The sequence below is a fragment of the Curtobacterium sp. APC 4022 genome, assembly GCF_030407555.1.
GTDB lineage: Bacteria > Actinomycetota > Actinomycetes > Actinomycetales > Microbacteriaceae > Curtobacterium.
The window spans coordinates 1-12,817 of record NZ_JASDDD010000074.1 but is presented as its reverse complement, the minus strand read 5'-3'; the positions used below and the strand labels follow the sequence as shown (position 1 = coordinate 12,817).

Here is a 12,817-nt window from a genome sequence, read left to right as displayed (position 1 = left end):
GTCGTCCCCCGACCGAGCGCCGCCAGCCTAACCGATGCAAACTCATGAACAAGGTCGAGCTCGTGAACAAGGTCGAGCTCATCACCAACGTCGAGTCCGGCGTCCGAGGGCCTCGGTAGACTGCCCGGGTGTCAGTGAACCCCGAGCTCGTCGGCAGGACGTTCCCGCCGGCCCCGCCGTACCTGGTCGGTCGTGAGAAGGTGCGCGAGTTCTCCCGCGCCGTGTTCGCGACCAACCCGATCCACTCCGACCCCGCCGCCGCACGGGCCGCCGGGCACGCCGACGTCGTCGCCCCGGCCACCTTCGCGGTCGTCGTGCAGGAGGCCACGCTCGCGCAGCTCCTGGCCGAACCGGACGCCGGCATCGACTTCTCCCGTGTCGTGCACGGCGAGCAGAAGTTCGCCTACGCCCGACCGATCGTCGCCGGGGACGAACTCACCGCGACCCTCGCCGTCACGAGCGTGAAGACCCTGGGCGGCAACGCGATGGTCACCGCCGAGTCGAGCGTCGTCGACGCCGACGGACAGCACGTCGTCACCGCCACGTCCACCCTCGTCGTCCGAGGAGATGACGCATGACCGACACCGCCGCCGACCTGCAGGTCGGCACCGTCGTCGCGGAGCGCCAGGTGCACCTGACCCGCGACTCGCTCGTCCGGTACGCCGGGGCCTCCGGGGACTTCAACCCGATCCACTACCGCGACGACGTCGCCGCCTCGGTCGGGCTGCCCGGCGTCCTGGCACACGGCATGCTCACCATGGGCCTCGCCGTCCAGCCCGTCGCCGAGTGGCTCGGCGACCGCGGTTGGGTCGCCTCGTACGGCGTCCGCTTCACCCGCCCCGTCGTCGTCGACCCGACCGACGGTGCCGACGTCGGCGTGGTCGCCAAGGTCGGCACCCTCGACGACCAGGGCCGCCCGCAGCGCATCGACCTCACCGTGACCGCCGCCGGGCAGACCGTGCTCGGCAAGGCGCAGGTCACCGTGGCGTTCCACTGACCGTGGCGGAGACGACGCTCGCCGAGCTCACGACCCTGCGCGTCGGCGGTCCGGCCGGCCGACTGCTGGTCGCGGACACGACCGACGAACTCGTCGCCCACATCGTCGACGCCTGGGCGGACGAGGACGACTGGCTGGTCCTCGGCGGCGGCAGCAACCTGCTCGTCGCCGACCAGGGCTTCCCCGGCACCGTGGTGGTGGTCCGCACCCGCGGGGTCGACGCGGTGCCCGACGCCGACGGCGTCACCGTCCGCGTCGCCGCAGGGGAGCCGTGGGACGCGTTCATCGCGACGACCGTCGAGCGCGGATGGACCGGACTGGAGGCCCTCAGCGGCATCCCGGGCACGGTCGGTGCCGCCCCCGTGCAGAACATCGGCGCCTACGGGGTCGAGCTCTCCGACGTGCTCACCGCCGTCGACTTCCTGGACGCCGAGACCGGCGAGCGTTCCTGGGTCCCCGCGTCCGAGCTGGCGCTCGGCTACCGCACGAGCACCCTCAAGCACGGTCGTCGCGGCGTCGTGCTGACCGTCGAGTTCCGGCTCGGGACGGCCTCCGACGACGGGGTCCCGGTGCGCTACGCCCAGCTCGCGGGGTCCCTCGGCGTCGAACTCGGCACCCTCGTCGCCCCGGCCGACGTCCGCGCCGAGGTCCTCCGGTTGCGCGGGTCCAAAGGCATGGTGCTCGACGACGCCGACCCGGACACCTGGAGCGCCGGCTCGTTCTTCACCAACCCGATCGTCTCGGCCGGGTTCGCGCAGACGATGCCCGACGACGCACCGCGCTGGCCGGCCGGTGACGACGTGAAGCTCAGCGCCGCCTGGCTCATCGAGCACGCCGGGGTGCACCGCGGCTACGGCGTGCCGGGGTCCCGCGCCGGGATCTCCACGAAGCACACCCTCGCGCTGACGAACCGTGGGGGAGCGACGGCGGCCCAGGTCGCCGAACTCGCGCGCTACGTGCAGGTGACGGTCGCGAACCGCTTCGGCGTCACGCTCGTGCCGGAGCCCGTCGTGGTCGGGGACCTGCTCGCCTGACCGACGGCGCCGGCGACGGTGCCGACGGGGCGGACGCGAGGCGTGCCTCCCGGCCGTCGCCGACTCCGACGACATCGCTCCCCGCAACGACGACGCGCCCCGTCGAGACGGGGCGCGTCGTGCCGTACGGGGCGACCGGGATCAGCCGAACAGGCGGGCCAGACGGGCGACGCCCTCGGCGATGTCGTCGTCGCCGAGCGCGTAGGACAGGCGCAGGTACCCGGAGGGCCCGAACGCCTCGCCCGGGACGACCGCGACCTCGGCGTGCTCGAGGATCAGGTCGGCCAGCTCGAGGGTCGTGGTCGGCGTGCTGCCGGCCCACTCGCGACCGAGCAGCGCGGTGACGTCGGGGTACACGTAGAACGCTCCCTGTGGCACGGGCGTGTTGAAGCCGGGGATGGCGTTGAGGCCGGCGACGATCGCCTGCCGGCGACGGTCGAAGGCCTCGCGCATCGCCAGGACGGGCTCCTGCGGGCCGTCCAGGGCGGCGATCGCGGCACGCTGCGAGACGTTCGAGACGTTCGAGGACAGGTGGGACTGCAGGTTCGACGCGGCCTTGACCACGTCCGCCGGGCCGATCATCCAGCCGACCCGCCAGCCGGTCATGGCGTAGGTCTTGGCGACCCCGTTCACCAGGATCGTCGTGTCCGCGAGGGCCGGGACCTGCTCGAGGACACCGGAGAAGGTGAGGCCGTCGTAGAGCAGGTCCTGGTAGATCTCGTCGCTGATCACCCAGATGCCGTGCTCCAGCGCCCACTCGCCGATGGCGCGGGTCTGCTCGGCGGAGTAGACGGCACCGGTCGGGTTCGACGGGGAGCAGAAGAGCAACGCCTTCGTGCGCGGGGTCCGCGCTGCCTCGAGCTGCTCGACGGTGACGAGGTAGTCCTGGTCGCTGCCGGCGAAGACGTCGACGGGGACGCCGCCCGCCAGTCGGATGGCTTCGGGGTAGGTGGTCCAGTACGGCGCGGGCAGCAGGACCTCGTCCCCGGCGTCGACCACGGTCTGGAAGGCCTGGTAGACGGCCTGCTTGCCGCCGTTCGTGATGATGACCTGCGACGGGTCGACGGCGATGCCGGACTCGCGCGCGGTCTTGTCGGCGACCGCGCGCTTCAGGTCCGGGAGGCCCGTGGCCGGGGTGTACCGGTGGTTCGCCGGGTCCTGCGCTGCCGCGACGGCCGCGTCGACGACGTGCGCCGGGGTGGCGAAGTCGGGCTCGCCCGCGGCGAAGGAGATCACCGGGCGCCCGGAGGCCTTGAGGGCCTTCGCCTTGGCGTCGACCTTGAGGGTCGCGGACTCGGCGATGGCGGCGATGCGGGAGGCGATGCGCGGACGGTCCCCGGGCGCACCTGCGTCCGTGCCCGGGCGCGGGCTGCTGTCGGGGCTGTCGGTGGGCTGAGGGCTGGCGGCTTCGGTGCTCACGGGGTCAGCCTACCGACGCGCCGCGCCGGAGCATCCGTCAAGTGGACACCGCCGTCGGGACTCCCGTACACTGTTCTGCGGCGGTTGAAGTCTGTCGGAAACGGACTTCTTCTCCCTGGAACGACCGGATCCCGTACGGGTGGACGTTCCGAAGGGCGGTGGCTCAATTGGTAGAGCAGCGGTCTCCAAAACCGCAGGTTGCAGGTTCAAGTCCTGTCCGCCCTGCACATCGGGAAGGGTTGAAGTGGCGAGCAAAGACGTGGAGACGACTGACGACGTCGTCACCCAGGCAAAGGTCGACCGGGCTCAGCGCCGTGGCCCCTTCGCCGCGATCGCACTGTTCATCCGCCAGGTCTTCGGCGAGCTGCGCAAGGTCGTCACCCCGACCCGCAAGGAACTCTTCAGCTACACGGGCGTCGTGCTCGTGTTCGTCGTCGTGATGATGATCCTCGTGTCGGTCCTCGACTTCGTGTTCGGTCTCGGCGTCGGCTACGTGTTCGGCAACGGCCCCACGGCCTGACCCAGCTGGCATCAACCCCGGCGCGCTGCACTCCTGGCGCGCCCGGCCTGACCGCAGGTCCGACCGCTCCGGTCCTCCTCGGGGTACGGTCTTCCGGAGACGGTGACCCGTTCCCTGCCCGGGACACGAGCGCCATCCCGATCCGCACCATCGAACGGAAAGAACCGACTGTGTCTGACTACTCCCGCGACGACATCGACCTCGCGACCGCTGCCGAGCAGTCTTCCGAGGTCGAGGAGAACCAGGAAGGCGACGTCGAGACGAGCGAACTCCGTTCGACCGACTCCGCCGAGGAGCGCGCGATCTCCGTCGAGGACGACGACGACGAGTCCCTCGGGCTGAGCGACGAGCCGGACGACGGCACGGTCAGCACCGAGCTCGACGAGACGCTCGACGCCCTCGCCGAGTCGCGTGACCCGGAAGCCGACGCCGTCGTCGACGACGCGCTCGAGATCGACACCGCCGACGAGGCCGAAGCCGCCGTCGAAGCCGTCGAGGACGAAGAAGAGACCGAGCTCGAGGACGAGACCGCGGACGAAGCGAACGCCACCGTCGCCGCGGAGGAGTCCGCCGACACGCTCGGTGCGATCGCCCCGGAGTCCGAGGTCGACCTGGCTCCCGACACCGAGGTCACGATCACGGCCGAGGACGACGACGACGAGTCCGAGGTCGACCCGTACGAGGCGTTCAAGACCGAACTGCGGATGAAGCCGGGCAAGTGGTACGTCATCCACTCCTACGCGGGCTTCGAGCGCCGCGTGAAGGCGAACATCGAGAACCGCATGGTCTCGATGTCGATGGAGGACTACATCTACCAGGCCGAGGTCCCGATGGAGGACGTCGTCGAGATCAAGAACGGGCAGCGCAAGCTGGTCACCCGCGTCCGGATCCCCGGCTACGTGCTCGTCCGCATGGACCTCGACGAGGACTCGTGGTCCGTCGTCCGCCACACCCCGGGTGTGACCGGCTTCGTCGGCAACGCGCACAACCCGACCCCGCTCCGCTTCGACGAGGCCTTCGGCATGCTGAAGTCCCTCGTCCAGGTCGCCGAGGCGGCCCCGACCAAGGGCGGCGCCAAGGGCAGCGGACTCGCCCAGGCGCAGCCCCAGGCCGAGGTCGACTTCGAGGTCGGCGAGACGATCACGATCAAGGAAGGCTCGTTCGCGGGTCTGCCGGGGTCGATCTCCGAGATCAAGCCGGAGAGCGGCAAGCTCACCGTGCTCGTCTCGCTCTTCGAGCGCGAGACGCCGGTCGAGCTCAGCTTCGACCAGGTGACCAAGCTCTAGAGCTGGACACCATCCACTAGACTGTTCGAGTTTGGGTCCGCGCGCCTCGTGCGCTGCGGGTCCGTCACCGCGATCCGGAACCGCCGGAGACGCGGGAGAGTGCACGGATCCCCGTGCGTTCGATCCCAGGAGGAAAGCGAAACATGGCACCGAAGAAGAAGGTCACGGGCCTGATCAAGCTGCAGATCAACGCGGGCGCCGCCAACCCGGCACCGCCGATCGGTCCGGCGCTCGGTCAGCACGGCGTGAACATCATGGAGTTCTGCAAGGCGTACAACGCCCAGACCGAGTCGCAGCGCGGCAACGTCATCCCGGTGGAGATCACCGTCTACGAGGACCGTTCGTTCACGTTCATCCTCAAGACCCCGCCGGCAGCCGAGCTCATCAAGAAGGCCGCGGGTGTGAACAAGGGTTCCGCGACGCCGCACACGGTGAAGGCCGGACGCATCACGGCGGACCAGATCCGTCAGATCGCCGAGACCAAGCAGGCCGACCTGAACGCCAACGACATCGAGCAGGCGACGAAGATCATCGCCGGTACCGCTCGTTCGATGGGCATCACGGTCGAGGCCTGAGCCTCACCCTCCACACCCCAGTACTCACCGTGGGAGAGCCGCGCCGGCTCGCCAACCACGTATCTCGCAAGGAGACCACCATGGCGAAGAAGTCCAAGGCGTACCGCGCCGCGGCCGCGAAGATCGTGGCCGACAAGTTCTACACCCCCACCGAGGCAGTCGCCCTGGCGAAGGAGACCGGCTCTGCGAAGACCGACTCCACCGTCGAGGTCGCACTGAAGCTCGGCGTCGACCCGCGCAAGGCGGACCAGATGGTGCGCGGCACCGTCATCCTCCCGCACGGCACCGGCAAGACCGCCCGCGTCATCGTCTTCGCGACGGGTGCAGCCGCTGAGGCCGCCATCGCCGCCGGCGCCGACGAGGTCGGTGGCGACGAGCTCATCGCGAAGGTCGCCGAGGGTTACACCTCGTTCGACTCCGCGGTCTCGACCCCGGAGCTCATGGGCAAGGTCGGTCGTCTCGGCAAGGTGCTCGGCCCGCGTGGCCTCATGCCCAACCCGAAGACCGGCACCGTGACCCCGAACGTGGCCCAGGCCGTGAACGAGATCAAGGGCGGCAAGATCGAGTTCCGCGTCGACAAGCACTCCAACGTGCACTTCGTCGTCGGCAAGGCCTCGTTCACGCCGGAGCAGCTCGACGAGAACATCACCACCGCGCTCGACGAGATCGTCCGCCTCAAGCCGAGCGCCGCGAAGGGCCGGTACATCATGAAGGGCGCCGTCTCGACGACCTTCGGCCCGGGCATCCCGCTGGACGTCAACGTCTTCTGATCCTGATCAGCAGCGGATCGCACTGATCCACAGCACGACCTGAACGGCCCGCACCCCGGTGCGGGCCGTTCTGCGTTCCCGGTTCGGCGAGCCCCGCTCCGCGTTCCCGGTTCGGCGAGCCCCGCTCCGCGTTCTCCGGACAGGGCGATCGACCAGTACCGTGATCCCGTGCGGATCTTCGTGAACGTCCTGCGGCTCGTCGCCGCGATCGCCATCGTCGCGGCCATCGTCGACGACCTGCAGCGTGCGCTGCAGAACGGGTTCGTGTTCTGGAACTTCTTCGGGTACTTCACGAACCAGTCGAACATCCTGGTCGCGGTCGTCTTCGTCCTCACCGTCGTGGCGGCAGTGCGACGGCGTGATGCCGGCCGCCGCTTGGACCTCTTCCGTGGTGCCGCCACGGTCTACATCGCGACGACGGGCCTGGTCTACAACACGCTGCTCGCCCAGGTCGGGCAGCCGGTGGGGGAGTCCTGGTCGAACGACGTCCTGCACCGCTGGATCCCGTTGTACGTCGTGATCGACTGGCTGCTGTTCTCGGACCGCAGCCGACTGTTCTTCCGCGACGTGTGGTGGTTCCTGATCTACCCGGCGGCCTGGCTGGTCGTGGTCGTGATCCGCGGTGCGACCGACGGCTGGGTGCCCTACCCGTTCCTCGACCCGAAGTCGGGCTACGGCGTGGTCGCGCTGTACTGCCTGGGCGTCGCGGTGTTCATCGGCCTGATGGGCCTGATCGTCGTCGCGCTGTCCCGACTGCGGTTGATCCCGGTCAGCGAGCGTCCCGCAGGCGATCGAGCACCAGGTCCGCGAGGGCGATGAGCCCGCGGATGGCGTCGTCGTCGCGGTCGATCCACCGGCACTCGGGCTCGTCGGCGACCGGCACGAAGTCGTCGTGCTTCTCCCAGACGAACAGCGTCCGGTCGGCACCGAGCACGTACTGCTGCCACCACACCTGCCGCATGTAGTGCCGGGGGACGCGGGTGAAGCCGTTCGCGGTCGTCTTGATCTCTGCCAGCAGCAGGCGGCCGTCACGGTCGAGCCCGACACCGTCCGGGGTGGCCAGGTGTGCCCGGTTCGTGGCTGCGTGGAACAGGTGCGCCGAGGGCTGGATGCCGTGGGTCGCGGCGACCCACGAGGCGATCACGGGTTCGCGTTCCTTGCCGTGTTCGGTGTAGACGTTGCCGGCGAACCGGGAGCCGTACCGCTTGTCGGCGACGACCGCGTCGACGGCGTGGAGGGACGCGAGACGTGCGACGTCGGTGGCTGTGATGCCCATCGCGCGTGCGCGCAGCCAGGCGACGCGGTCGGACGAGTGCGCGACGATCCGCTCGGTGTGCCCGCGGAGCGCCGTGAAGGTGTCGTGCGCGCGAGTCGGACGCGCGGAGCCGGTGGCACGAGCGCCCGCAGCCCGACCGACGGCCGACGTGGCGGTGCCGGGCTGGGCCTCCCACCCGTCATCCAGGTCGCCCCAGAGAGTGGGCTGCACGATCGTCACCCCACGATTGTCCACCCGACCACCGGCACCGGCGAAACCGGCACGCGGTCGGGGTGCGGCGGTCAGGAGACCAGCTGCCGCCCCTCGGCCATCGTGACCAGCTCGTCGACGCCCGCGGGGGACAGCGCGTACGCGATGGCGAGCGCTGCGGCGCCCTGCAGTGCGGCGATCGAGCCGGCGCGGGACTGCGCGATGACGAGGTGCTCGGTGGCGAGGGGCATCGAGCGGGAGTAGACGACCTCCCGGACGCCGGCGAGCAGGTGCTCCCCGGCCTGGGTGATCGAGCCGCCGAGTGCGATGACCGACGGGTTGATGAGGGAGACGCAGGTCGCCAGGACCTCGCCGATGTCCCGGCCGGCCTGGCGCACGGCACCGATGGCGTCGAGGTCGGACCGGGCGACGAGCTCGATGACGTCGGCGCTGGTGTGCACGTCGTGGCCCTTCGCCCGCAGTGCCCGGGCGATCGCCGGACCGGAGGCGACGGCCTCCAGGCAGCCGGTGTTGCCGCAGTGGCAGGGGACGTCGCCCGCCCGCGAGACCCGGACGTGCCCGATGTCGCCCGCGGTGCCCTGCGCGCCGCGCTGCAGCCGGCCCTCCGAAACGATGCCGGAGCCGATGCCGGTGGCGACCTTCACGAAGAGCAGGTGGTCGAGGTCCGGCCAGCCGTGTGCCCGTTCGCCGAGGGCCGCGATGTTCACGTCGTTGTCGACGAGGACGTGGGCGCGGACGTGCTGGCGGAGCCACCCGGGGACGTCGAAGCCGTCCCAGCCGGGCATGATCGGCGGGTTGGCGGGGCGTCCGGTCGAGAACTCGACGGGGCCGGGCAGGCCGATGCCGAACGCGATGACGTCGTCGCGGGCGCGGCCGACCGAATCGAGCAGTTCGTCGACGACGCCGACGAGCCACTCGAGCGTGGGGACGGGTCCGGCGGCGATGTCGATCCGGGCGTCGCGGGTGGCGAGCTGGGTGCCGACCAGGTCGGTCACCGCGACCCGGCCGTGCGAGGCACCGAGGTCGGCGGCGACGACGAGTCGCGCGGCGGGGCGCAACGCGATCTGTGCCGGGGGTCGTCCGCCGGTGGAGGCGGCGGTGTCGACGGACCCGACGAGTCCGACGTCGACCAGGGCGTCGATGCGCACGCCGATGGTCGAGCGCGCCATCCCGGTGAGGGCAGCGAGTTCACCTCGGGTCCGCGGGACGCCGTCGCGCAGGATCTGGAAGAGCTCGCTGGCCCCGACCGGCGGCGTCGTCGCCGTCCGCGTCAAGTCGACCATGGTCGGAGTGAACCACACATCGTCCGGGCCACGCAACGAAGGTCGTCGAACCTCTTCGAACTTTTGCTTGACCGCCGACAAAAGCGCCCATAGTGTGACGATCGGTCAGAGAAGACCACATCTCGATGAGGAGAACACCTGGTGCCCCAACCGCTCTCGGTCCAGCTCTACACGGTGCGTGACGCACTGACGACGGACCTCCCCGGAACCCTGGCGACGATCGCCGACATCGGTTTCACGAACGTCGAGCTCTTCGGCTTCGTCGACCGTGCCGACGAGTACGCAGCCGCCCTGCAGCAGGCCGGTCTGACCGCGCCGAGCGGGCACGCACGTCTCCTCGACGTGGACGAGCAGGGGCTCGAGCGCATCCTCACCGCGAGCGTCACCGTCGGGCTCGGCACCCTCATCGACCCGCACGTCGACGAAGCACGCTGGACCACCCGCGAGGACGTCGAGGCCATCGCCCGCCAGTTCAACGACCTCGCGCCCCGCGCCGCCGACCATGGTCTGACCCTCGGCTACCACAACCACGCGTTCGAGTTCTCGAACCGCATCGACGGCTCGAGCGCCTTCGAGGTCTTCGCCGGCGCCCTCTCCGACGCCGTCGTCCTCGAGCTCGACACCTACTGGGCGAAGGTCGGCGGCGACGACCCGGTGGCCGTCCTCGGCCGACTCGGCGACCAGGTCCGGTTCCTGCACGTCAAGGACGGCGACGGCTCGCACGACGACAAGCAGCAGGTCGCGGTCGGCAACGGCATCATGCCGGTGCGCGACATCGTGGCCGCAGCGCCCGACGCCCAGCAGGTCATCGAGCTCGACGACCACGACGGCGACGTCGTCCAGGCCGTCCGCGACTCGTACGCCTTCCTCGCCGGAGCACACGCATGAGCGCCGCAGGACGTGTCGGGGTCGGTGTCATCGGCGCCGGCGTCATCTCTGACCAGTACCTGTCCAACCTGACGGTCTTCCCCGACGTCGAGGTCCTCTTCATCGCCGACATCGACCTGCCCCGGGCAGCGTCGCAGGCCGAGAAGTGGGGCGTGCCGGGCTCCGGCACGGTCGAAGAGCTGCTCGCCGTCGACGACATCGAGATCGTCGTGAACCTCACCATCCCGGCCGCACACGTCGAGGTCGCGCTGCAGGCGCTGGCCGCCGGCAAGCACGTCTGGGGCGAGAAGCCCTACGCGCTGGACCGGCAGAGCGCCGCGCAGCTCCGCGACGCCGCGGTCGCCGCCGGCAAGACCGTCAGCGTCGCCCCGGACACGTTCCTCGGCGCCGGACTGCAGACCGCGCTCCGCACCATCCGCGACGGCCGCATCGGCACCCCGCTGAACGGGCTGACCCTCTTCCAGAGCCCCGGCCCGGAGTCCTGGCACCCGAGCCCCGAGTTCCTCTTCGCCTACGGTGCCGGCCCGCTGTTCGACATCGGCCCGTACTACATCACGACCCTCGTGCAGGCGTTCGGACCAGTCGCGAAGGTCACGGCCACCGCGTCGAAGTCCCGCGCCACCCGCACGATCGGCTCGGGTCCGAAGGCCGGCACCGACTTCCCGGTCGACGTCCCGACGAACCACTCGGCGCTGATCCAGTTCGAGAACGGCGGCAGCGCGCAGAGCGTCTTCTCGTTCGAGTCCGACCGCGGCCGCACCGGCTTCGTCGAGATCGCGGGCGAGACCGGCACGGTCGTCTTCCCCGACCCGAACGACTTCGACGGCGACACCGAGCTGTACGCGCTCGGCGCCGACGAGCCCGAGACGATCCCCGCCGTCGGGTCCACCTACTCGCGGGGGACGGGCGTGGTCGACCTGGCCCGCTCCCTCCGTGCGGGTGAGGAGAACCGGGTCCCCGGTGCCCTCGCCTTCCACGTCCTCGACGTGATGGTCTCCATCGCCGAGGCAGCCGAACGTGGTGAGACCGTGCTCGTCGAGAGCACGGTCTCACCCTCCCCGACCCTCCCCGAGGGTTGGGACCCCGCGGAGCAGACCCTGGCCTGACCAGGTCCAGCCCGACCGGACCCTGGTCCGACCCGGCCCTGCCCCGTCCCACACAGCAGCACCCAGCACCACCACCGAGCACCACCTCCTGCAAGATCTCAACGACGAGAAAGTAGAGCCTCATGCGCACTGCCATCCGCGCACTGGCCATCACCGCGGCCGCGGCACTCACCGTGACCGGCCTCGCAGCCTGCTCCTCCGGGTCGTCCGGTTCCGCCGGCGACTCGAAGACGCTCACCTACTGGGCGTCGAACCAGGGCACGTCCCTGCAGAACGACAAGGAGGTGCTGACCCCCGTCCTCGAGAAGTTCACCAAGGAGACCGGGATCAAGGTCAACCTCCAGGTCATCGGCTGGAACGACCTCCAGACGAAGATCCAGACCGCCGTCACCTCGGGCCAGGGCCCGGACGTGGTGAACATCGGCAACACCTGGGCGACCTCGCTCCAGGCCACCGGCGCCTTCCAGGAGTTCGGTGACTCGGAGATGAAGGCGATCGGCGGTGCCGACAAGTTCGGCAAGGTCGCGCTCTCCACCGGTGGCGCCCCGGACAAGACCGTCACGAGCGTCCCGCTCTACGGCCTCGCCTACGGCCTCTTCTACAACAAGCAGATGCTCAAGGACGCGAACATCGAGCCGCCCACGAACTGGGACGACCTCGTCACCGCGGCCAAGACGCTGACGAAGGGTGACACCTACGGGTTCAGCCTCGCCGGTGGTTCGTACACCGAGAACGCGCACTTCGCGTTCATCAACTCGGCGCAGAACGGCGGCGAGTGGTTCGACAAGAGCGGCAAGCCGACCTTCACCTCGAAGGCCAACGTCGACGGCATCAAGCGCTACATCGACCTGATGCAGGACGCGAAGGCCGCGAACCCCTCGAACGCGCAGTACGACAACGCCACGCAGTCGGTCACGGACTTCGCGAACAAGAAGGCCGCGATGATCCTCAACCAGAACAACGCGAACAACACCATCAACTCGCTCGGCATGAAGTCGGACGAGTACGGCGTCGTCCCGCTGCCCGCTCCGACCGGTGGCGAGCAGATCGCCAGCTTCCCGGCCGGCATCAACCTCTCCGTCTTCAAGAACACGAAGAACAAGGAGGGCGCGCTGAAGTTCGTCAAGTACATGACGAGCGCGGACACACAGACCACGCTCGACAAGCCGTACGCGGCACTGCCGGTGCTCGCCGCCGCTGCTGACTCCGTCACGGACGAGCAGACGAAGACGTTCCTCGACATCTACAACAACAAGGCGAAGCCGCTCCCGCTGGTGCCCGCCGAGGACCAGTTCGAGTCCACGGTCGGCAAGGCGATGAACGACATGTTCGCCAAGATCGCGACGGGTTCGACGGTGTCCGACAAGGACATCAAGAGCGCGCTGCAGACGGCCCAGGACCAGGTCTCCCAGGCCGCAGGCTGATCCGACGGGAGGCCCGGACCACGACCGTC

Annotated in this window: 14 protein-coding genes and 1 tRNA gene; 12 read left to right on the top strand and 3 right to left on the bottom strand. The window is 69.8% G+C overall.

Annotated features, from left to right (window positions below; genetic code table 11):
• The first annotated feature begins 128 nt into the window (after nt 1-128).
• From QL987_RS15925 to QL987_RS15915, 3 genes are read left to right on the top strand one after another with little or no spacing between them, the layout of a single operon-like run.
• The gene (locus tag QL987_RS15925; RefSeq protein WP_111074352.1) at nt 129-578 is read left to right on the top strand and encodes a MaoC family dehydratase N-terminal domain-containing protein; all 450 of its coding nucleotides are present in this window, start codon (nt 129-131) and stop codon (nt 576-578) included.
• Complete coding sequence (locus tag QL987_RS15920) at nt 575-997, top strand: MaoC/PaaZ C-terminal domain-containing protein (protein ID WP_111074351.1); 423 nt, start codon at nt 575-577, stop codon at nt 995-997. The genes QL987_RS15925 and QL987_RS15920 overlap by 4 nt, the downstream gene beginning before the upstream one ends.
• A 2-nt stretch (nt 998-999) precedes the next feature.
• Entirely contained in the window at nt 1,000-2,031 is a 1,032-nt protein-coding gene (locus tag QL987_RS15915) for a UDP-N-acetylmuramate dehydrogenase (protein ID WP_111074350.1), read from the top strand.
• Between the two features lie 141 nt (nt 2,032-2,172).
• On the opposite strand, the gene QL987_RS15910 is transcribed toward QL987_RS15915, so the two are convergent.
• Nucleotides 2,173-3,354, bottom strand: a complete 1,182-nt coding sequence (locus QL987_RS15910; RefSeq protein WP_290158597.1) for a pyridoxal phosphate-dependent aminotransferase — start codon at nt 3,352-3,354, stop codon at nt 2,173-2,175.
• A 248-nt stretch (nt 3,355-3,602) separates the two neighbouring features.
• Between QL987_RS15910 and QL987_RS15905 the strand changes: the two genes are divergently transcribed.
• The 6 genes from QL987_RS15905 (at nt 3,603) to QL987_RS15880 (ending at nt 7,420) form a co-directional block, all read left to right on the top strand.
• Nucleotides 3,603-3,675: transfer RNA gene (locus tag QL987_RS15905), tRNA-Trp, on the top strand.
• Nucleotides 3,676-3,694: 19 nt separating this feature from the next.
• A complete protein-coding gene (gene secE, locus QL987_RS15900; RefSeq protein WP_111074349.1) occupies nt 3,695-3,970 on the top strand; it encodes a preprotein translocase subunit SecE in 276 nt (91 codons plus the stop codon).
• 170 nt (nt 3,971-4,140) lie between these two features.
• Complete coding sequence (nusG, locus tag QL987_RS15895; protein ID WP_111074348.1) at nt 4,141-5,256, top strand: transcription termination/antitermination protein NusG; 1,116 nt, start codon at nt 4,141-4,143, stop codon at nt 5,254-5,256.
• Nucleotides 5,257-5,399: 143 nt separating this feature from the next.
• Entirely contained in the window at nt 5,400-5,831 is a 432-nt protein-coding gene (rplK, locus tag QL987_RS15890) for a 50S ribosomal protein L11 (protein WP_110824626.1), read from the top strand.
• Between the two features lie 80 nt (nt 5,832-5,911).
• The gene (gene rplA, locus QL987_RS15885; protein WP_111074347.1) at nt 5,912-6,601 is read left to right on the top strand and encodes a 50S ribosomal protein L1; all 690 of its coding nucleotides are present in this window, start codon (nt 5,912-5,914) and stop codon (nt 6,599-6,601) included.
• 168 nt (nt 6,602-6,769) lie between these two features.
• Complete coding sequence (locus QL987_RS15880) at nt 6,770-7,420, top strand: Pr6Pr family membrane protein (protein WP_290158594.1); 651 nt, start codon at nt 6,770-6,772, stop codon at nt 7,418-7,420.
• Here the strand turns inward: QL987_RS15880 and QL987_RS15875 are convergent.
• Nucleotides 7,371-8,096 carry a YqaJ viral recombinase family protein gene (locus QL987_RS15875; RefSeq protein WP_290158592.1) on the bottom strand — a complete coding sequence of 242 codons (726 nt, stop codon included), beginning with the start codon at nt 8,094-8,096 and terminating at the stop codon, nt 7,371-7,373. The two genes, QL987_RS15880 and QL987_RS15875, sit on opposite strands and share 50 nt — an antisense overlap.
• Before the next feature lie 62 nt (nt 8,097-8,158).
• Entirely contained in the window at nt 8,159-9,370 is a 1,212-nt protein-coding gene (locus QL987_RS15870; protein WP_111074422.1) for an ROK family transcriptional regulator, read from the bottom strand.
• Between the two features lie 141 nt (nt 9,371-9,511).
• Here QL987_RS15870 and QL987_RS15865 point away from each other — a divergent pair, with 141 nt between their 5' ends.
• The 3 genes from QL987_RS15865 (at nt 9,512) to QL987_RS15855 (ending at nt 12,788) form a co-directional block, all read left to right on the top strand.
• The gene (locus tag QL987_RS15865) at nt 9,512-10,258 is read left to right on the top strand and encodes a sugar phosphate isomerase/epimerase (protein ID WP_290158591.1); all 747 of its coding nucleotides are present in this window, start codon (nt 9,512-9,514) and stop codon (nt 10,256-10,258) included.
• Nucleotides 10,255-11,364, top strand: a complete 1,110-nt coding sequence (locus tag QL987_RS15860; RefSeq protein ID WP_290158590.1) for a Gfo/Idh/MocA family oxidoreductase — start codon at nt 10,255-10,257, stop codon at nt 11,362-11,364. Before QL987_RS15865 ends, QL987_RS15860 begins: the two co-directional genes overlap by 4 nt.
• 122 nt (nt 11,365-11,486) lie before the next feature.
• Nucleotides 11,487-12,788, top strand: a complete 1,302-nt coding sequence (locus QL987_RS15855; RefSeq protein ID WP_111074342.1) for a sugar ABC transporter substrate-binding protein — start codon at nt 11,487-11,489, stop codon at nt 12,786-12,788.
• The last annotated feature ends 29 nt before the right edge of the window (nt 12,789-12,817 follow it).

Excerpts from the sequence above, each read along its gene's own strand:
- QL987_RS15860 (WP_290158590.1), top strand. The coding sequence starts at position 10,255 with ATGAGCGCCGCAGGACGTGTCGGGGTCGGTGTCATCGGCGCCGGCGTC.
- QL987_RS15870 (WP_111074422.1), bottom strand. The coding sequence starts at position 9,370 with ATGGTCGACTTGACGCGGACGGCGACGACGCCGCCGGTCGGGGCCAGC.
- rplK (WP_110824626.1), top strand. The coding sequence starts at position 5,400 with ATGGCACCGAAGAAGAAGGTCACGGGCCTGATCAAGCTGCAGATCAAC.
- QL987_RS15855 (WP_111074342.1), top strand. The coding sequence starts at position 11,487 with ATGCGCACTGCCATCCGCGCACTGGCCATCACCGCGGCCGCGGCACTC.
- QL987_RS15920 (WP_111074351.1), top strand. The coding sequence starts at position 575 with ATGACCGACACCGCCGCCGACCTGCAGGTCGGCACCGTCGTCGCGGAG.
- rplA (WP_111074347.1), top strand. The coding sequence starts at position 5,912 with ATGGCGAAGAAGTCCAAGGCGTACCGCGCCGCGGCCGCGAAGATCGTG.